The organism is Bradyrhizobium sp. SZCCHNRI3052, assembly GCF_032484895.1.
Classification (GTDB): Bacteria; Pseudomonadota; Alphaproteobacteria; order Rhizobiales; family Xanthobacteraceae; genus Bradyrhizobium.
The window spans coordinates 47,395-65,486 of record NZ_JAUETW010000001.1 but is presented as its reverse complement, the minus strand read 5'-3'; the positions used below and the strand labels follow the sequence as shown (position 1 = coordinate 65,486).

Sequence of the window (18,092 nt, the reverse complement as noted above, 5' to 3'; positions counted from 1 at the left end):
GGTCAGACGCGCGCGCCGGAAACGGCGCCCCACGTGGTGCGCCAACGGACCTTGACCATGGCAAGTCCGACGAAACCGAGCAATGCCAGCAAACCAAAGAACAGGAAGCCGGCCCCGAATCCGCCGGTCATTCCCTTGGCCGTGCCGAGCGCCTGGGCGAGGAAGAATCCGCCGATGCCGCCTGCGCAGCCGACGAGACCGGTCATCAGGCCGATCTCGTGGCGGAAGCGCAGCGGAATGAGCTGGAACACCGCGCCGTTGCCCATCCCGAGCGCGAGCACGCCGATCGAGAACAACAGCACCGAAATCCACGCAATGCGTGGCATGTTCATGAGCTCCCAGCCCGCCTGGGTCGGCGCAGCCGGCCCTTCCGGCATGAAGGCGATCACGACATAGGCGGCGACCACAATGCCAAACAGGATCGAGAGCGACCGGATGCCACCGATCCGGTCCGCAATGAGACCGCCCACCGGACGGAAGCCGGAGCCGAAAGCGACGATCAGCGCCACCAGCAATCCGGCCGCCACTCCGGAGACATGATACTGCACCGAGAAGTACAGCGGCAGGGCGTTGGCGAGGCCGACGAAGCCGCCGAAGGTGATGAAGTAGAAGAACATGAACCAGCGGCTGTCGGGATCGCGCAGCAGGCCGCCATAGGCCTTGAGCGAGACCGGCTTGCGTTCACCGGGCGCATCCTTCGCGGCGACGATGTAGTAGATCAGGACCACGACCATTGGGATGAGCAGCACCCCGAAAACGGCCTGCCAGCCCCAATGTTCGGCGATGGTCGGCGCGAGCAGCGTGTCGAGCACGACGCCCATGTTTCCGGCCCCTGCGATCCCCATCACGATGCCCTGATACTGCGGCGGATACCAGCGGCTGGCCTGAGGCAGCGCGACGGCGAACGAGGCGCCGCCGATGCCGAGCACGACGCCGAACAGCTCGACGGCCAGCTTGCTGGGGAGTCCGAAATAGGCAACGCAGGCGGTCGCCGTCATGACCACCAGCTGCGCGATCACGCCCGTGCGCTTGGCGCCGATGGTGTCGGCCAGAATGCCCATGGGAACACGCAGCAGCGCGCCTGCCAGCACGGGGATCGCGACCAGCGTGAACTTTTCGTTGACCGCAAGATTCATGTCGCGGGCGACATAGACGATCAGCGGTCCGAGTGCGACCCAGGCCATGAAGCTGATGTCGAAATAGAGGAAAGCAGCCAGCAGTGTCGGCCAATGACCGGCCTTCTTGAAGTCGTCGAGCTTCATGGTCTCAAACCTCGTGACGCAGGCGCGCGCGAGCAGGCTCGGCAGGAGCTGCGTAAAGGGGACAAATTGTCGGGTGAGTTGAGCGGCGGTCTCGTCGTTGAGATACGCCCGGTCCTGCCCGCCTTTCAGCAAGTTTCGCACCAACTTTGGTGATTCACGTTTTTCTCAACCCGTACCGGCGCTTGGGACTTCGAAGCCGCAGTTCTACGGATCGCTGATGCTCAACATGAACGCAGGGCCCGCCTGCACCGCGCGCACAGTGATGGCTTTTTGAGCGCCCGCCGAAGCCGACGCGATCGGTACTCGAACGGCAGGGCCTCCATCGAGGATGCACATAATCTGATCTGCCGCGGCTACTATTTGAGCGCAGGTGTCGCCAGCGGCGCGCGCAAGCGGCGGCTCAACCCTTGAATTACCGCGATTTCCGGCGACGACCCGAATGGCACGAGATTTGAATTAGTTGGCTCGCGACCGTCATTGGCGACGATCAGCTTTGCCCGCAGTTGGGCCTCCCCCAAAATTCAAACATGACCACAGCGACCGATGGGCCGATGCCCGTTCGCGTCGCCGCTGGATATCGCTGGCATTCGAAAGGCAGACCATGCTCGACAAGACGATCAAGCAGAAACTGGTGGTGATCGGCAACGGCATGGCCGGCATTCGCACGGTGGAGGCACTGCTGGAACGGGCGCCTGATCTCTACGACATCAGCGTCTTCGGCGCCGAGCCCTACGGCAACTACAACCGCATCCTGCTGTCGCCGGTGCTCGCGGGCGAGAAGACCGTCGACGACATCATGCTGAACACGGAGCAGTGGTACGAGGACAACCAGATCACCCTGCGCAAGGGCGAGACGGTCACGATGATCGACCGCCGGAGCTGCGAGGTGGTCACCGAAACTGGCGAACGCTATCCTTATGATCGGTTGCTGATCGCGACCGGCTCGAGCCCGATCGTTCTTCCGGTCCCCGGCGCCGCCCTGCCCGGCGTCATCGGCTTCCGCGACATCAAGGACGTCGAGCACATGGTCGAAGCCTCGACGCGACATCGCCACGCGGTCGTGATCGGCGGCGGCCTGCTCGGCCTCGAAGCCGCCAATGGTCTGATGAAGCGCGGCATGAAGGTCACGGTCGTGCATCTTCTCGACACGTTGATGGAGCGCCAGCTCGACCCGGTCGCCGGCGGCATGCTGCGCAAATCGCTGGAGGAGCGCGGGCTGGAGTTCAAGATGCCGGCGCAGACGCAGGCCATCCTCGGCGAAACGCACGTCACCGGCGTCCGCTTCACCGACGGCACCGAGGTCGCGGCCGATCTCGTGGTGATGGCCGTGGGCATCCGTCCCAATATCGAACTGGCAAAGAAGGCCGGGCTGTACTGCGAGCGAGGCATCGTGGTCTCCGATACGATGCAGACCTATGACGGTCGCATCTACGCCGTCGGCGAATGCGTGCAGCACCGCCGTCAGACCTATGGTCTGGTGGCGCCGCTGTTCGACCAGGCGAAGGTCTGCGCCAATCATCTGGCGATGAAGGGATTCGCCACCTATGACGGGTCAGTGGTCTCGACCAAGCTGAAAGTCACGGGCATCGACCTGTTCTCTGCCGGCGACTTCGCGCCGGGACCCGACAAGGAGGAGATCGTCCTGCAGGATGCCAATCGCGGCGTCTACAAGCGGATCATCCTGCGCGACAAGAAGATCGTGGGCACCGTGCTGTACGGCGACACCATCGACGGGCCATGGTATTTCCAGCACATGCGCGACGGCACCGATGTCTCCCACATGCGCGAACGTCTGGTGTTCGGCTCGGCGCATCTCGGCGACGGTGGCCACGGCGGACAGAACTCGGTTGCCGCCATGAGCGACGAGGCCGAAATCTGCGGCTGCAACGGAGTCTGCAAGGGCGCGATCGTCAAGGCGATCAGCGAAAAGAAGCTGTTCACGCTCGACGACGTGCGCGCCCATACCAAGGCGTCGTCCTCATGCGGCTCGTGCACCGGCCTGGTCGAGCAGGTGCTGGCGTTCACGCTCGGCGGCGACTACTCGGCGGCGCCCAAGGTGAAGCCGGTCTGCGCCTGCACCGACCACAGCCATGACGACGTCCGGCGCGTCATCATCGAACAGCAACTGAAGTCGATCCCCGCTGTCATGCGATTCATGGACTGGAAGACGCCGAACGGCTGCCATTCCTGCCGACCCGCCTTGAACTACTATCTGCTCGCGACCTGGCCCGGCGAGTATCGCGACGACCAGCAATCCCGCTTCATCAACGAGCGCGTTCACGCCAACATCCAGAAGGACGGCACCTACTCCGTGGTGCCGCGGATGTGGGGCGGCGTGACCACGCCCGGCGAATTGCGCGCGATCGCCGACGTCGCCGACAAGTTCAACATCCCGACCGTCAAGGTGACCGGCGGACAGCGTATCGATCTGCTCGGCGTCAAGAAGGAAGATTTGCCGGCGGTATGGGCCGATCTCAACGATGCGGGTATGGTCTCCGGCCACGCCTACGCCAAGGGTCTGCGCACCGTGAAGACCTGCGTCGGGTCGGAATGGTGCCGCTTCGGCACCCAGGACTCCACCGGCCTCGGCATCAAGATCGAGAAGTTCATGTGGGGATCATGGACGCCCGCGAAGGTGAAGCTCGCCGTCTCCGGTTGCCCGCGCAACTGCGCGGAATCGACCTGCAAAGATGTCGGAGTGATCTGCGTCGATTCAGGCTACGAGATCCATTTTGCGGGCGCCGCCGGCCTGCACATCAAGGGCACGGAATTCCTGACCAAGACGGCGACCGAGGACGAGGCGCTCGAGATCATCGTCGCGCTGACCCAGCTCTATCGTGAACAGGGCTGGTACCTGGAACGGATGTACAAATGGTGCGACCGCGTCGGCTTCGACAACATCCACAAGCAGGTGGTCGAGGACGTCAAGAACCGCAAGGCGCTGTTTGAACGCTTCGCCTATTCGCAGCAATTCTCGCAGAGCGATCCATGGGCGGCGCGCGCCCGTCGCGGCGTCGATCGCAACGAGTTTACGCCGATGGCCGAATTGGAGCTCGCATGACCACCTGGTTTCAAGTCGGCCCGCTCGACGACATTCCCCCGCTCGGCTCGCGCGTCGTGCGCACGCCGCGCGGCAACATCGCGGTCTTCCGCACCGATGGTGACGAGGTGTTCGCGCTGGACGATCGCTGCCCGCACAAGGCAGGCCCCTTGTCGCAGGGCATCGTCCACAACCGCCGCGTGACATGCCCGCTGCACAATTTCGTCATCGAGCTCGCGACCGGACAGGCCGTGGCACCCGACCAGGGCTGTACGCCATCCTATCCCGCGAAGGTCGAGGATGGCGTGGTGTGGTTGTCCCTGCAGCAGACGGCCGCGGCCTGAACGGTATCGCATGAGCGTCAGGACGACATGCCCCTATTGCGGCGTCGGTTGCGGCGTCGTCGCCGATCGGGACGACTCAGGGACCATCAGCGTCCGCGGCGATCCGCAGCATCCCGCCAATCTCGGCCGGCTGTGCGGCAAGGGATCGGCGCTGGCGGAGACGATCGATCTCGGGGGACGTCTGCTCGAGCCGATCGTGAACGGGCGGGCAGCCGGCTGGGATGAGGCGCTCGACCTCGTCGCGAGCCGTTTCACCGAAATCATCCGCGACCATGGACCGGATGCCGTCGCATTCTATGTTTCGGGGCAGTTGCTGACCGAGGACTATTACGTCGTCAACAAGCTCGCCAAGGGCTTCGTCGGGACCGCGAACATCGACACCAATTCGCGCCTGTGCATGGCGTCGAGCGTCGCGGGCCACAAGCGCGCATTCGGCAGCGACACCGTTCCGGGCTGCTACGAGGACCTTGAGCAGGCCGGCCTGCTGGTCCTGGTCGGCTCCAACGCTGCGTGGTGCCATCCGGTGCTGCACCAGCGCATGCTGGCGGCCAAGGAGCACAATCCCGGCTGCCGTATCGTCGTTGTCGATCCGCGGAGGACCGCGACCTGCGAAGGCGCCGACCTGCATTTGCCGCTGCGTTCCGGAAGTGACGCGGTGCTGTTCAACGGCCTGCTCGCCTATCTCGCACGCGGCGGCTATGCGGACGACGGCTTTGTCAGTGAGGTCACCAGCGGCGTTGAATCGGCGCTGCAGGCCGCCGGCCGGCAGACAGTCGCCGAGACGGCGGCGGCCTGCGGGCTGAGCGAGGGCGCGGTCGAGCTGTTCTTTTCATGGTTCGCGAAGACGGAGCGCGTTGTCACGCTCTATTCCCAGGGCGTCAATCAGTCGAGCAGCGGGGTCGACAAGGTCAATGCGATCATCAACTGCCATCTCCTGACTGGCCGTATCGGCCGTCCCGGCATGGGACCGTTCTCGCTGACCGGCCAGCCCAACGCGATGGGGGGCCGCGAGGTGGGCGGCCTGGCCAACCAGCTCGCCGCGCATCTCGAGATCGAGAATGCCGAGCACCGCGAGCTGGTGAAGCGATTCTGGCGGTCACCGGTGGTCGCGCCAAAAGCGGGGCTGAAGGCGGTCGAGATGTTCGATGCGATTGCCGATTGCCGCATCAAGGCAGTCTGGATCATGTCGACCAACCCCGTGGTCAGCCTTCCCGACGCCGATCGGGTTCGTGCCGCGCTGGATCGCTGCGCGTTCGTGGTGGCGTCCGATTGCATGCACGACACCGACACCAACCGGCATGCCGACGTCCTGTTGCCCGCGCTGGCCTGGGGCGAGAAGGACGGCACCGTGACCAATTCGGAGCGCCGGATCTCACGGCAGCGGGCGTTCCTGCCCGCACCAGGCTCGGCGCGTGCCGATTGGCGCATCATCTGCGACGTCGCGCAGCGGATGGGGTTTGCCGGTTTCGACTATGGCAGCGCCGCCGAGATCTTTCGCGAGCACGCGGCACTGTCCGGCTTCGAGAACAATGGCACGCGCGATTTCGACATCTCGGCCCTGAGCACGCTCGACGGCCGCGCCTATGAGGCGCTGGCGCCGATCCAGTGGCCCGTGACGCGGGACTTTCCGACCGGCACGGCGCGGATGTTCGAGAATCGGCAATTCTTCACCGGGGATCGCAGAGCCCGTTTCGTGGCCGTCACGCCGCGACCGGCGCGGAACGCCACCAGCCGTGACTATCCGCTGGTCCTGAACACCGGGCGCATTCGCGACCAGTGGCACACTATGACGCGGACGGGAAAATCCGCGCGGCTGCTCGCGCACGTCTTCGAGCCTTGCGCCGAATTCCACCCGGAGGATGCGCGCCTGGCCGGTCTGGAGAACGAGGCGCTGGTGCGGCTTACGAGCCCCTGGGGCAAGATGGTGGCGCGCGTCGCGATCTCGACCGAGCAGCGGCGGGGCTGCGTGTTCGTTCCGATGCATTGGAACGAGGAGTTCGCCGGCGCTGGCCGTGTCAACGCGCTGGTCAATCCCGCGACTGATCCGCTGTCGGGTCAGCCCGAGTCCAAGCATACGCCGGTGAAGGCGGAGCCCTATGCGCCGAACTGGCACGTCTTCATCCTGAGCCGGCAGGAGATCCGCCGTCCGCCATGCGAGTACTGGGTGCAGGGCAAGGTCGGAGCGTGTTTCCGGCTCGAGCTTGCCTTCGACCAGCGGCCTGCGAGTTGGCGCGAGTGGGCCGCCGAACAGCTTGGGATCGCTGGAACGGAGATCGATTGGATTGCGTATCGCGACCCGGCCGCCGGCCGGTTCCGCTACGCAGGCGTATCGGATGGCCGGCTGCAGGGCTGCGTCTTCGTCGCGCCCGACCAGCGGCTGGGATCGCGGTCGTGGCTGATCGGCCTGTTTGCCGAGCAGCGGCTGTCACCGAACGCCCGCAACGCCCTGCTCGCGGGCCAGCCATTGGCGGCCGCCGACGACATCGGTGCGGTCATCTGCTCCTGTTTCGGCATTGGTCGTAACCAGATCTCGTCGGCGATCCAGAACGGCGCAGGGAGCGTCGAGGCCGTCGGCCAACGTCTGAAGGCCGGGACCAATTGCGGCGCCTGCAAGCCCGAGATCGGCAAGCTGCTGGCGGCTGCGAGGCCCAGCATGCGATCCGAGGCCCGGACATCCGAAGGCGCCCGGGGCTGAGCCTCGTTGTGTTTGCGCCAGCCCGGCTGCAATTTTGCAGCGGGCGTGCCGCTCACTTGGGGTGCGGAAATGCGAAGGGCGGGATCGATTGCCGATCCCGCCCCACTGAATGCTGACGATGTCCGAAGGTGTTACGCGAGCAAGGTGCCCGGCTCGACCTTGACGCCCGGGCCCATGGTCGACGACACCGCGACGCGCTGGACGTAGGTGCCCTTGGCGCCGGCCGGCTTGGCCTTCACCACCGCATCCGCCAGCGCCTTGATGTTCTCGACCAGCTTGTCCTCGGCGAACGAGGCCTTGCCGACGCCGGCCTGGATGATGCCGGCCTTCTCGACGCGGAACTCGACCGAGCCGCCCTTGGCGCCCTTGACGGCGCCAGTGACGTCCATGGTTACGGTGCCGATCTTCGGATTCGGCATCATACCGCGCGGACCGAGCACCTTACCGAGACGGCCGACCAGCGGCATCATGTCGGGGGTGGCGATACAGCGGTCGAAGTCGATATTGCCGTTCTGCACCTTCTCGACCAGGTCCTCCGCGCCGACCACGTCGGCGCCGGCGGCCTTGGCTTCCTCGGCCTTCGCGCCGCGGGCGAACACGCCGACGCGGAGCGTACGGCCGGTGCCGTTCGGCAGCGTCACGACGCCACGGACCATCTGGTCGGCGTGGCGCGGATCGACGCCGAGGTTGATCGAGACCTCGATGGTCTCGTCGAACTTCGACACGGCCCGCTCCTTGATCATCTTGATCGCGTCAGCAAGCGGGTAGAGCTTGGTGCGATCGATGCCCTCGCGGGCCTTCTTCAAACGCTTTCCGAGTGCCATGGCGCCTTACCCCGCAACTTCCAGACCCATCGAGCGGGCGGAGCCCTCGACCATCTTCATGGCCGACTCGATCGAGTCGCAATTCAGGTCCTTCATCTTCTTCTCGGCGATCTCGCGCACCTGCGCCTTGGTCACCTTGCCGGCCTTGTCGCGACCCGGGGCCTTGGAGCCCGACTGGATTTTGGCGGCCTGCTTGAGGAAGTAGGACATCGGCGGGGTCTTCATCTCGAAGGTGAAGGACCGGTCCGCATAGATGGTGATGACCACCGGGATCGGGGTGTTCTTCTCTTCCTTCTGGGTCTGGGCGTTGAACGCCTTGCAGAACTCCATGATGTTGAGACCGCGCTGACCGAGCGCCGGACCGATCGGCGGCGACGGATTGGCCGCGCCGGCCGGAACCTGAAGCTTCAGGTAACCGGTTACTTTCTTTGCCATTATGACTCTCCAATGCGTTCGCGATTCTGCCTGATGCGAACGCAACGCCTTGGGGCGACAAAACCCGTCAGGCGAGGTTTGGGACCGTGGTCCGGCGCGCTTGGCCCGGCTGGCAAAGCCGGTCACGCCTCCCACGAACGAAATCGCCCCCCGTTCGGGGAGCGAAGCGCGCCCGATACACGAGATCGGACGAAAAGGAAAGCCCGGGACGCCGAGAGAGCCGGCAGCCCGGCCCTTAACCGACGATCTTCTCGACCTGGTTGAATTCCAGTTCGACCGGCGTCGCACGGCCGAAGATCGACACCGCGACCTTGACGCGCGAGCGGGCCTCGTCGATTTCCTCGACCACGCCGGAGAACGAGGCGAACGGGCCGTCGGCAACGCGGACGTTCTCGCCGATCTCGAACGACACCGAGGATTTCGGCCGCTCCACGCCTTCCTGCATCTGGTTCAGGATGCGCATCGCCTCGCCTTCGGAGATCGGCATCGGCTTGTTCTCGGCGCCGAGGAAGCCGGTCACCTTGGGCGTGTTCTTGATCAGGTGGAACGCCTCGTCGGTCAGCTTCATCTTCACCAGCACGTAGCCGGGGAAGAACTTGCGCTCGGCGTCGATCTTGCGGCCGCGGCGCACCTCGGTGACCTTCTCGATCGGCACCAGCACCTGCTCGAACAGGTCCTCGAGATTGCGCTGCTTGGCCTGCTCGCGGATCGACTCCGCGACCTTCTTCTCGAAGTTCGAATAGGCGTGGACGATGTACCAGCGCTTGTCGGAGCTTTGCGTTGCGGTTGCCATCAGTGGATGCCCAGCACGAGGGTGATGAGATAACGGATGATCTGATCGGCGGCGAAGAAGAACACCGAGGCCAGCGCCACCATCACGAACACCATGATCGTGGTGATGGTGACCTCGCGACGGCTCGGCCACGAGACCTTGGCGGTCTCCGAGCGCACTTCCTGCAGGAATTTGAACGGGCTGGTAGCCATCGTCAGGGGTCCGCGTCCGTCATCGGACGATTGAAGAGTTGACTGGGAAAACCGAACAGCCGTCCTTGGCCCACCCTCTTGTCGGAGAGATGAGCCGAATCCACGGGCTCGCTTGTTCGGGGAGTGAAAAGCCGCGCCGGATATCCGCTTTTGTCGCGGGCCGGCTGCAGGTTGCCAAGATATCTACTGTCCGGCGGGCCAAAGGTCAAGATATGGGCATGCCGGGCGTCGGCGGTCATTCCCGTGGCAGGCCCCCGCCAGGCTCGCAACAACGCGGTTTTTCGTGCCGCGGCAAGCCATTTCCGCACCACGGCAGGTTGAGCAGTTGCCGCGACGAAATGCCCGCGGTGGAGCGGCTCCTGCTCTTGCCGGGCCTGCGGCGCCCGCTCATTCTCGTCCGCACAAGAACAATCCGGAGGAAACCCATGACCTTTGCCCCGCGCAAGGGACGGACGCGCCTTGCCGCCGTCAGCCTTGCTGCTCTCGGTCTTGCCGCTCTCGCCCTCACCGCCATCCCGGCCCGGGCACAAGCCCCGCTCAAGATCGGCGTGCTCAGCGACTTCTCGTCGGTCTATTCGGACATCGGCGGCCAGGGCAATCTCGAGGCGACCAAGCTCGCGGTCGAGGCGTTCGGCGGCAGCATGTTCGGCAAGCCGATCGAGGTGATCAGCGCCGATCCGCAGAACAAGGCCGACATCGCCGCCGCGATCGTGCGCAAATGGTACGAGAACGAGGCCGTCGACATGGTGATCGACATGCCGACCTCGGCCACCGCGCTGGCCGGCATGGAGATGTCGAAGCAGTTCGAGAAGCTGATGATCGTGACGGATGCCGCGAGCTCCGACATCACCGGCAAGTCCTGCTCGCCCTACACCGTGCACTGGACCTACGACACTTATGGAAACGCGCACACGGTCGGCAGCGCGATCGTCAAGAACGGTGGCAATACCTGGTTCTTCATCACCGCCGACTATCTGTTCGGCCATTCGATCGAACGCGACACCGGCGACGTCGTGCGCGCCGCCGGCGGCACGGTGGTCGGCAGCGCCCGGCATCCTCTCAACAACCAGGACTTCTCGTCCTTCCTGCTGCAGGCGCAGGCCAGTAAGGCCAAGATCATCGGCATGGCCAACGGCGGTGGCGACACCATCAACACCATCAAGCAGGCCGCCGAATTCGGCATCGTCGCCGGCGGCCAGAACCTCGCCGGCATCGTGATGTTCATCTCCGACATCCACAGCCTCGGCCTGAAGCTGGCGCAGGGCCTGATCATCACCGAGGCCTATTACTGGGACCTCAACGACCGCACCCGCGCCTTCGGCAAGAAGTTCTTCGAGCGCATGAAGCGGATGCCGACCATGAACCAGGCCGCGACCTACAGCGCCACCCTGCACTATCTCAATGCCGTCAAGGCCGCCGGCACCCGCGACACCAAGCCGGTGCTCGCGAAGATGCGCGAGACCCCGGTGCGCGACGCCTTCACCGACAACGGCATCCTGCGCGAGGATGGCCGCATGGTGCACTCGATGTTCCTGTTCGAGGTGAAGAAGCCCGAAGAGTCGAAGGGCCCGTGGGACTATTACAAGGTGCTGGCGGAGGTGCCCGGCGACCAGGTGTTCCGGCCGCTGAAGGACGGAAACTGCCCTTATGTGAAACAATAAGGGGTCGCCGAAATGCATTCGGGGCTCGCGCGCTGCGGGCCCCGACCTCACCTGTCTCGTCGATTTTTGGCTTAAGTGCTTGATCTCGCTGGCAGGAGTGGAGAGGCTCGAACTCCCAACCCCCGGTTTTGGAGACCGGTGCTCTACCAATTGAGCTACACTCCTAGCGAGCCGGGACAGTGTCGCCGGCTCGCGCGCTTTGAAGCATAGACCTCCCCCCGAATGCAAGGGTGCAATGGGGCAAATCGACTGGTCAGACCACAACTTCCGCGCCAGACTTGATGCAAACCGACAACAGGACTTCAGGGAGAGCCCATGACCCCACCGACTGCCGCATCCAGCGCGCACCTTTCCGCGCTCCGCTCGTTGACGCCGCCGCTGCCGGATGACCGCCCCGAGGCGCTGGGCCTGTCCCAGGCGCGGCTGCAGCGAGCTTCGGATGCGTTCAAGCGCGAGGCCGACAAGGGAACCATCCCCGGAGCCACCCTGCTGGTCGGCCGCCGCGGCCGGATCGCCTGGTTCGACGCCATCGGCCGGCAAGCGCCCGACGCCGACACGCCGATGCGGCCGGATTCGATCTTCCGCATCTTCTCGATGACCAAGCCGATCGTCTCGCTCGGGATCATGATGCTGGTCGAGGACGGCGAGCTGTTGCTGTCCGATCCGGTCGCCAAGTTCATCCCGAAATTCGGCGAGCAGAAAGTGGGCGTCGAGACCGGAGGCAAGCTGGAGCTGGTCCCGGTCGCCCAGCCGATGACGGTCCAGGACCTGCTGCGCCACACCTCGGGCTTGGCGTATGAGCACACCGGCACCGGGCCGGTGCACCAGCTCTACCAGCAATCTCGGGTGCGCAGCCGCAAGATCACCAATGCCGAGCACGCGGCCATCGTCGCCGGCCTGCCGCTGATCTGCCAGCCGGGCGCCGAGTTCAACTATAGCCGCTCGACCGACATCCTCGGGCGCATCATCGAGGTCGTCTCGGGCCAGACGCTCGGCCCCTTCCTTTCCGAGCGCATCCTCGAGCCGCTCGGCATGAAGGAGACCGGCTTCTCCACCGCCGAGGCGAATGCTGGCCGGCTGGCCGAGCCGTTCGCCCAGGACCCGTGGACCGGCGAGGCGGTCAACCTGTTCAAGATGACCGAGCAGCCGCTGATGGAATCCGGCGGCGGCGGGTTGGTGGCGACCACGATGGACTACGCCCGGTTCTGCGCGATGCTGCTCGGCAAGGGCAGCCTCGACGGCACCCGGCTGGTCGGCCGCAAGACGCTGGAGCTGATGGCGTCGGACCACCTCGGTCCCCATGTGAAGACGCAGGGCACGCTGCTGTCGCCCGGTCACGGCTTCGGCCTCGGCTTCGCCGTGCGTCGCGAGGCTGGCATCGCCCCCTTCCCCGGCTCGCCCGGCACCTTCTTCTGGAGCGGCATCGCCGGCACGTTCTTCTGGATCGATCCGAAGGAGGAGCTGTTCTGCGTGTTCATGGCGCAGGCCCCCGGACAACGCGACTATCTGCGCACGCTGGTGCGCGACGTGGTGTACGCGGCGGTGGAATGAGGGCGGCGCGCAGCAAATGCTGTCGTCCCGGCGGACGACAGTTGAGAGTGTGGCGGCATCATCGCGCACCACACCCGTATGTCCCCCTCAACTGATCGTCGCGCCGCCGTCGATCACCATGGTCTGGCCGGTCATGAAGTCGCCCGCGGCGGAGCCCAGGAAGACCGCGGCGCCGGCGATCTCGTCGGGGATGCCGATGCGGAGCAGCGGCGAGCGCGCGGTCGAGGCCTTGAGGTTCTCCGGATTGTCCCACAGCGCTTTGGCGAAATCGGTCTTGATCAGGCCGGGCGCGATGCAGTTCACGCGCACATTGTGCGGGCCGTATTCGCAGGCGAGGTTGCGCGCGAGCTGCATGTCGGCAGCCTTGGAGATCGCGTAGGCACCGAGGATGGTCGAGCCCTTCAGGCCGCCGATCGACGACACGATGATGATCGAGCCGTCCTTGCGCGCGATCATCTGCGGCACGACCATGCTGATCAGCCAGTTGTTGGCGACGATGTTGTTGTCGAGGATCTTGCGGAACTGATCGTCGGAGATGCCGGCGAGCGGCCCGTAGTAAGGATTCGACGCCGCGTTGCAGACCAGCACGTCGATCTTGCCGTAGATGCGGTTGGCCTCGTCGACGAGGTTCTGCAGGTTCTCCTTGCTGGAGATGTTGGCGGCGACTGCCGCCGCCGTGCCTGCACCGAAGCGGTCATTGATCTCGCGCGCCACCTGGTCGCAGACATCGGCCTTGCGCGAGGAGATCACCACCTTGGCGCCGTGCTCGGCCATGCGCTCGGCAATGGCGAGCCCGATGCCACGCGTGGATCCGGTGATGACGGCGACCTTGCCGGTCATGTCGAACAGGGTCATGGGGAGTTCCTCCTACTTATTTGGCTGTTGTCGGTTTCGAAATTGGCACGGCGACGTCCACGAGACTTTTCCGCGGTGCCAGTGACTGCGCCCTCTCCCACAAGGGAAGAGGGTGCACTGCCCGTTTGGCGGGCGAGATTTTTGAACGACGCGCATAGCAACTCACTATCTCGTTTCACGCCAGCTTGCTCGTCGTCACCTCCGGCCCGGCCGGCTGGTGCATCGCGCGGTGCGCGGCGTCCGCGATCCAGGGCTGCTGATTGACCATCGGCAGCCGCCATGTACTCGTCTCGCCGGCCACGATGTGGTCGAGCCGGGTCACCGAGCAATTGTCGATGTCGAAGGCGAGCCCCTTCTCGACCAGGCCGCCGAGCGCCAGGCCAACAGCCGCCTTGATGGTGCCGCCATGGCCGACGGCGATGACGTCGCGGCCGGCTTCCGAAACCGTGATGCGCGCAATCGCCGCCGTCACGCGGGTGTACAGATCCATGTAGCTCTCGCCGCCCGGCGCCGGCTCATCGATGTCGGCGAACCAGTGGCTGCCCGCGGGACGGCTGGCCAGGAACGCGGCGCGGTTCATGCCCTGCCATTGCCCGAGATGCTGCTCGGCAAGAGCGGCCTCCCTGATCATTGCTGCGGGACGCGGGAATCCGGCGGCCCAGATCGCCTCCGCCGTCTGATGCGTGCGCATCAGATTGCTCGCATACCACACCGCGCTGCGCGGCAGGATTTTCGCGACCGCCTCGAACACCTCGCGATCGGAGGTATCGCAGGCGATGTCCGACTGGCCGTAGATGTTGCCGCCGTCGCTGCGCACCGGCGCGTGACGCACCCACCACCAGCGCGTGGTGACGACAGAAGGTTTCGTTCCATCAGCCGACATCGCTCAAACCCTTCCCTCCGCTCGTCTCCCGCTGTACGTGAAGGCCCAGATCGTCTCAAGCCGCTTGGCGATCTCAGCACGTTTGAAACGGCGTTTGAATTCCGTTGCGCGGCACGCAACTGATCACAATTGAAGCAGGAGGAAACATGGGCCGCCTCGAAGGCAAATCCGTCATCATCACCGGCGCCGGCAGCGGCATCGGCCGCGCCGCATCCTTGATGTTCACGAAAGAAGGCGCGCGACTGATCGCGGTCGATCGCAGCGAGGCCGTCAAGGAGACGGTCGAGATGGTCAAGCAGCAGGGCGGCATTGCCGAAGCCGTGCTCGCCGACGCCGGCTCCGAGGCCGATGTCTCGGGCTTCATCGACCGCGCCGTGGCGACCTACGGCAAGCTCGACGTGATCTGGGCCAATGCCGGCATCTCCGGCGGCTTGATCCCGATCGCCGAGCAGACCGTCGAGCACTGGCAGGAGATCCTGCGCATCAACCTGATCGGCCCGTTCCTCGCGGTGAAATACGCGATGCCGCACATGGTGCGGCAACAGCGCGGCGCGATCGTCTGCACGGCCTCCGTCGCGGGCCTGAAATCCGGCGCCTCGGGCCATCCCTACGCGGCGAGCAAGGCCGGCGTCATCAGCCTGGTGCAGACCACGGCGTACTCCCTCTCCGGCACCGGCGTGCGGATCAACGCGGTGTGTCCCGGCCTGATCGAGACCGGCATGACCAAGCCGATCTTCGACGGCGCCAAGGAGCGCGGCACCGAGGGCAAGATCGGCCAGCTCAATCCGCTGAAGCGCGCCGGCCAGCCGCATGAGATCGCCGCCATGGCCCTGTTCCTCGCCAGCGACGAGGCCTCCTACGTCAACGGCCAGGCTTTCCCGGTCGACGGCGGCCTCACGGCGTCGATGCCGTACGCGGGGAAGCCGATCTAGCGCTGTCTCCCCTCGCACTGGTGTCGACATCGCCTCTCCTCTGTCATCCGTCATGGCCGGGCCTGTCCCGGCCATCCACGTCGGTCGGCACGCGAGGAGCGACGTGGATGCCCGGGCCTTCGCCGCGCCGAAGCGGCTTCGGCCGCGCAGGCGGGACAAGCCCGGGCATGACGAGCTTGGGACTGCCGGCATCGCGCCCCACAAATCGCTCGCTGTCGAACTCATCGACATGCGTGAGCGATCTCGCGACGCCCCCGCGCCCGAGTGATCCTGAATTTCACCGCCCTTCCATCGAAGGGCGCAGGGAAGGCCAGGCGTCGGCTGACGCCTGCGGCCCGCCTGCGTAAAAAAATGCAGGCGGCAGGTACCACAGGTGCAGCCGGAAAACGCCCGGCCTTCCCTGCGCGATGGTCTTCACGCTTATACGCAGTCTGCCTGGTGCGCCGGGCTTTCTGGCCACCATTGCCCGCGCGGCGCGCGAGCGCCGTCGCGACGTAGCACCAGCATCGGGGTGCCAGCACGCTGCGACTTCACGTCCGCGCCATGCCGTTCGTCCGCGCATCCCTCCGGACACGCTGCAACATGATCGCGGCCACCGCTCCCCGCCCCGCGTGTCGTGACGATCGCGCGCAACGCCCCTTCGGTGGGACGGGATGAGCGCATCAGATCACAAATTCCGAAAAAGCGAAAGCAAAATCTTTTAGCCTTCCGGACTGGACGAGACCATCACATTGACCGCGCTCGCGAACTTTCTTCATCGGCGACGATGATTGCAGTCATAACCGCAGCCTGCGCGGGGCCGACAACGCCACGCTCGCACATGCCGATTTGCCCGACGGGCAAGCGTTGGCCGAACGGACCTGGATCACGATGCGCTTCCAAGGAAACGCATCATGATCTCATCTCTTTTTGTTTGAGCATGATCCTTTCGGAAAACCGGTTTCCACTTTTCCGGATCATGCTCTAGCCGCTCACAAGGCGGTCGAGGTCCTCGATGAGCGGCGCGAGCTTTTCGGCCGCCCCAAACTGCCGATACCAGCACCACAGCTCCAGCGAGAACAGCAGACGATAGATCGCGAGCGTCGGCTCGATCTTCGTTCGGCTCATCGAACCATAGCCGCCCAGAAACGCCTCGCGCTGCTCCGGCGAGAGATAGTAGATCGCCTTGGCGACATCCTTGAGCGGGTCGCCGGCCAGCGCGCCCTCGAAATCGACCACACCGGTGAGCTCGACCCGGCCCCCGGTGACGCGCGCAAGCACGTTCCCGGGATGAAGATCATTGTGACACAGCACCGGCGCGCCGCAGGCGGCGAACAGATCACTCGCGTCGGCCACCTGGCGCGCGATGCGCGCGGCGAGATCAGCCGGCCCGCCGCGGCTGCGGAATTCGCCCAGTTTGCGTTCGAACTGGGAGGTGAGATAGCTACGATTGTCGGCATGGCCCGACATGATGCCGTCGGCGCCGATGTAGCCAAACGCATCCATCGCAATGTCGTGAAAGGCACGCGACAATCGACCGACCTGCTCGAAAGCCTCACGCCGCTCCGGCGCGGACAGCGCTTGTTCGAGAGGACCGAGCGGATCGCCGTCGAGCCGGCTCATGACCACGTAGTCCAGGCCGATCAGCTCGCGCGAGGCGTCCGCCGCGCGCAGCCGCGGCGCCGGCACCGGCAGGCGGTCCCGGACCAGATCGAGCAGGCGCGCCTCCTTGCGCATCTTCCAGCTCATGCTGTCAGGATAGATCTTCAGCACCAGCGACGGCTGGCCGCCTTGCAGAGCCAGCGCATACACGGCACTGATCTCCCCACCATGCAACAGCGACACCGAAGCGACCCGCGCGTCGATCTCCGCGCGCGCAAGCATCGCATCGGCGGTTGCGGGATCGACCTCGAGATCCGGGCGAATCGAAACCGGCGACATGGCAGCAAAGCTCCGCTCGCGGGACCTTCTTGCGAGATGGCCTGCGACGACCGTTTCCTAACTGCGCGCGCCCGTCGTGGTCAAGCTCCCGGCAGTCAGGTCAATGCGCCGCGCGGACCAACCCGTGTCGATGGAGCGTGGCGGCAAGACCATCGCGTCGCCATGAGCCACGCTCGGGTTCAAGCATGCCCCCCTAATGACCGGCGATTTTTTACGCCCACGTCCTCGAACCCCCTTCTCCGAGCCGCCGTCGAACCTCGCAAGCGGACCATTCCGGCCTCGCCGAAACGAAGGATGGTTAACATGTCGAGACTATCGAAACTCACGCTGCTCACCCTGATGGCCGCCACGGCGGCTGGCTCGCTGGTGACGAACGCAAGCGCCCGTGAATTCCAGTGGCCGGGCTGTGAACTCGTCTCCTGGACAGCCTGCGGCACCGAGGTCCAGGTGCAGCAAGCCATGCGCCGTCAGAGCCGCGACACCTCGCCGATCTACATGAAGCAGACCGATCCGCGCTACAGCGGCGCGATGACCACGGCCGGTGGCGGCGGTGGAGGTGGTGGCGGAGGCGGAGGCGGCGGTGGGCGGTGATTGGCCCTAGCCGGCGCGCGGAATTGGTAGCCCGGATGGGCGGAAACGACATCCGGGTTCATCGCCGCAGCGCGTGTGACCCCGGATGTCGCTTCGCTCATCCGGGGCTACAGGA

The 18,092-nt window shown here is 65.2% G+C and carries 15 protein-coding genes and 1 tRNA gene; 7 read left to right on the top strand and 9 right to left on the bottom strand.

Annotated elements, in window-relative coordinates; all coding sequences use genetic code 11:
• Window positions 1–2: 2 nt before the first annotated feature.
• The gene (locus tag QW887_RS00300) at window positions 3–1,262 is read right to left on the bottom strand and encodes an MFS transporter (RefSeq protein WP_315749608.1); all 1,260 of its coding nucleotides are present in this window, start codon (window positions 1,260–1,262) and stop codon (window positions 3–5) included.
• Window positions 1,263–1,863: 601 nt separating this feature from the next.
• On the opposite strand from QW887_RS00300, the gene nirB reads away from it, so the two are divergent.
• The 3 genes from nirB to QW887_RS00285 are packed head-to-tail and all read left to right on the top strand — an operon-like array spanning window position 1,864 to window position 7,341.
• Entirely contained in the window at window positions 1,864–4,323 is a 2,460-nt protein-coding gene (gene nirB / locus QW887_RS00295) for a nitrite reductase large subunit NirB (protein ID WP_315714576.1), read from the top strand.
• Window positions 4,320–4,646 (top strand): nitrite reductase small subunit NirD, encoded by a 327-nt coding sequence (gene nirD / locus QW887_RS00290; RefSeq protein WP_315714577.1) that lies wholly within the window; start codon window positions 4,320–4,322, stop codon window positions 4,644–4,646. Before nirB ends, nirD begins: the two co-directional genes overlap by 4 nt.
• A gap of 10 nt (window positions 4,647–4,656) precedes the next feature.
• Window positions 4,657–7,341 carry a molybdopterin-dependent oxidoreductase gene (locus QW887_RS00285; RefSeq protein WP_316194048.1) on the top strand — a complete coding sequence of 895 codons (2,685 nt, stop codon included), beginning with the start codon at window positions 4,657–4,659 and terminating at the stop codon, window positions 7,339–7,341.
• 131 nt (window positions 7,342–7,472) lie between these two features.
• Here QW887_RS00285 and rplA read toward each other — a convergent pair whose 3' ends face one another.
• The 4 genes from rplA to secE all read right to left on the bottom strand — a co-directional run bounded on the left by rplA (window position 7,473) and on the right by secE (window position 9,584).
• Window positions 7,473–8,165: a 50S ribosomal protein L1 gene (gene rplA, locus QW887_RS00280; RefSeq protein ID WP_315714579.1), complete on the bottom strand. Its 693-nt coding sequence runs from the start codon at window positions 8,163–8,165 to the stop codon at window positions 7,473–7,475.
• 6 nt (window positions 8,166–8,171) lie between these two features.
• Window positions 8,172–8,600 (bottom strand): 50S ribosomal protein L11, encoded by a 429-nt coding sequence (gene rplK, locus QW887_RS00275; RefSeq protein WP_012045056.1) that lies wholly within the window; start codon window positions 8,598–8,600, stop codon window positions 8,172–8,174.
• 235 nt (window positions 8,601–8,835) lie between these two features.
• On the bottom strand, window positions 8,836–9,393 hold the full coding sequence (gene nusG, locus QW887_RS00270) for a transcription termination/antitermination protein NusG (protein WP_284423110.1): 558 nt from the start codon (window positions 9,391–9,393) through the stop codon (window positions 8,836–8,838).
• Complete coding sequence (gene secE / locus QW887_RS00265; RefSeq protein ID WP_006611822.1) at window positions 9,393–9,584, bottom strand: preprotein translocase subunit SecE; 192 nt, start codon at window positions 9,582–9,584, stop codon at window positions 9,393–9,395. Before secE ends, nusG begins: the two co-directional genes overlap by 1 nt.
• A gap of 425 nt (window positions 9,585–10,009) precedes the next feature.
• On the opposite strand from secE, the gene QW887_RS00260 reads away from it, so the two are divergent.
• The gene (locus tag QW887_RS00260; protein WP_315827327.1) at window positions 10,010–11,245 is read left to right on the top strand and encodes an ABC transporter substrate-binding protein; all 1,236 of its coding nucleotides are present in this window, start codon (window positions 10,010–10,012) and stop codon (window positions 11,243–11,245) included.
• A gap of 89 nt (window positions 11,246–11,334) precedes the next feature.
• Here QW887_RS00260 and QW887_RS00255 read toward each other — a convergent pair.
• Window positions 11,335–11,410 (bottom strand) — tRNA-Trp (locus QW887_RS00255).
• A gap of 150 nt (window positions 11,411–11,560) precedes the next feature.
• On the opposite strand from QW887_RS00255, the gene QW887_RS00250 reads away from it, so the two are divergent.
• Window positions 11,561–12,796: a serine hydrolase domain-containing protein gene (locus tag QW887_RS00250; RefSeq protein ID WP_316194047.1), complete on the top strand. Its 1,236-nt coding sequence runs from the start codon at window positions 11,561–11,563 to the stop codon at window positions 12,794–12,796.
• A gap of 87 nt (window positions 12,797–12,883) precedes the next feature.
• Here the strand turns inward: QW887_RS00250 and QW887_RS00245 are convergent, their stop codons facing one another.
• Both QW887_RS00245 and QW887_RS00240 read right to left on the bottom strand, forming a co-directional pair.
• Window positions 12,884–13,651 carry an SDR family oxidoreductase gene (locus tag QW887_RS00245; RefSeq protein WP_315749569.1) on the bottom strand — a complete coding sequence of 256 codons (768 nt, stop codon included), beginning with the start codon at window positions 13,649–13,651 and terminating at the stop codon, window positions 12,884–12,886.
• Between the two features lie 175 nt (window positions 13,652–13,826).
• A complete protein-coding gene (locus QW887_RS00240; RefSeq protein WP_316194046.1) occupies window positions 13,827–14,534 on the bottom strand; it encodes a histidine phosphatase family protein in 708 nt (235 codons plus the stop codon).
• A 146-nt stretch (window positions 14,535–14,680) separates the two neighbouring features.
• On the opposite strand from QW887_RS00240, the gene QW887_RS00235 reads away from it, so the two are divergent.
• A complete protein-coding gene (locus tag QW887_RS00235; protein ID WP_315827325.1) occupies window positions 14,681–15,466 on the top strand; it encodes an SDR family oxidoreductase in 786 nt (261 codons plus the stop codon).
• A gap of 963 nt (window positions 15,467–16,429) precedes the next feature.
• Here QW887_RS00235 and QW887_RS00230 read toward each other — a convergent pair.
• Window positions 16,430–17,386: an aminoglycoside phosphotransferase family protein gene (locus tag QW887_RS00230; protein ID WP_316194045.1), complete on the bottom strand. Its 957-nt coding sequence runs from the start codon at window positions 17,384–17,386 to the stop codon at window positions 16,430–16,432.
• Window positions 17,387–17,689: 303 nt separating this feature from the next.
• Here QW887_RS00230 and QW887_RS00225 point away from each other — a divergent pair, with 303 nt between their 5' ends.
• Window positions 17,690–17,977, top strand: a complete 288-nt coding sequence (locus QW887_RS00225) for a hypothetical protein (protein ID WP_316194044.1) — start codon at window positions 17,690–17,692, stop codon at window positions 17,975–17,977.
• Window positions 17,978–18,092 lie beyond the last annotated feature (115 nt).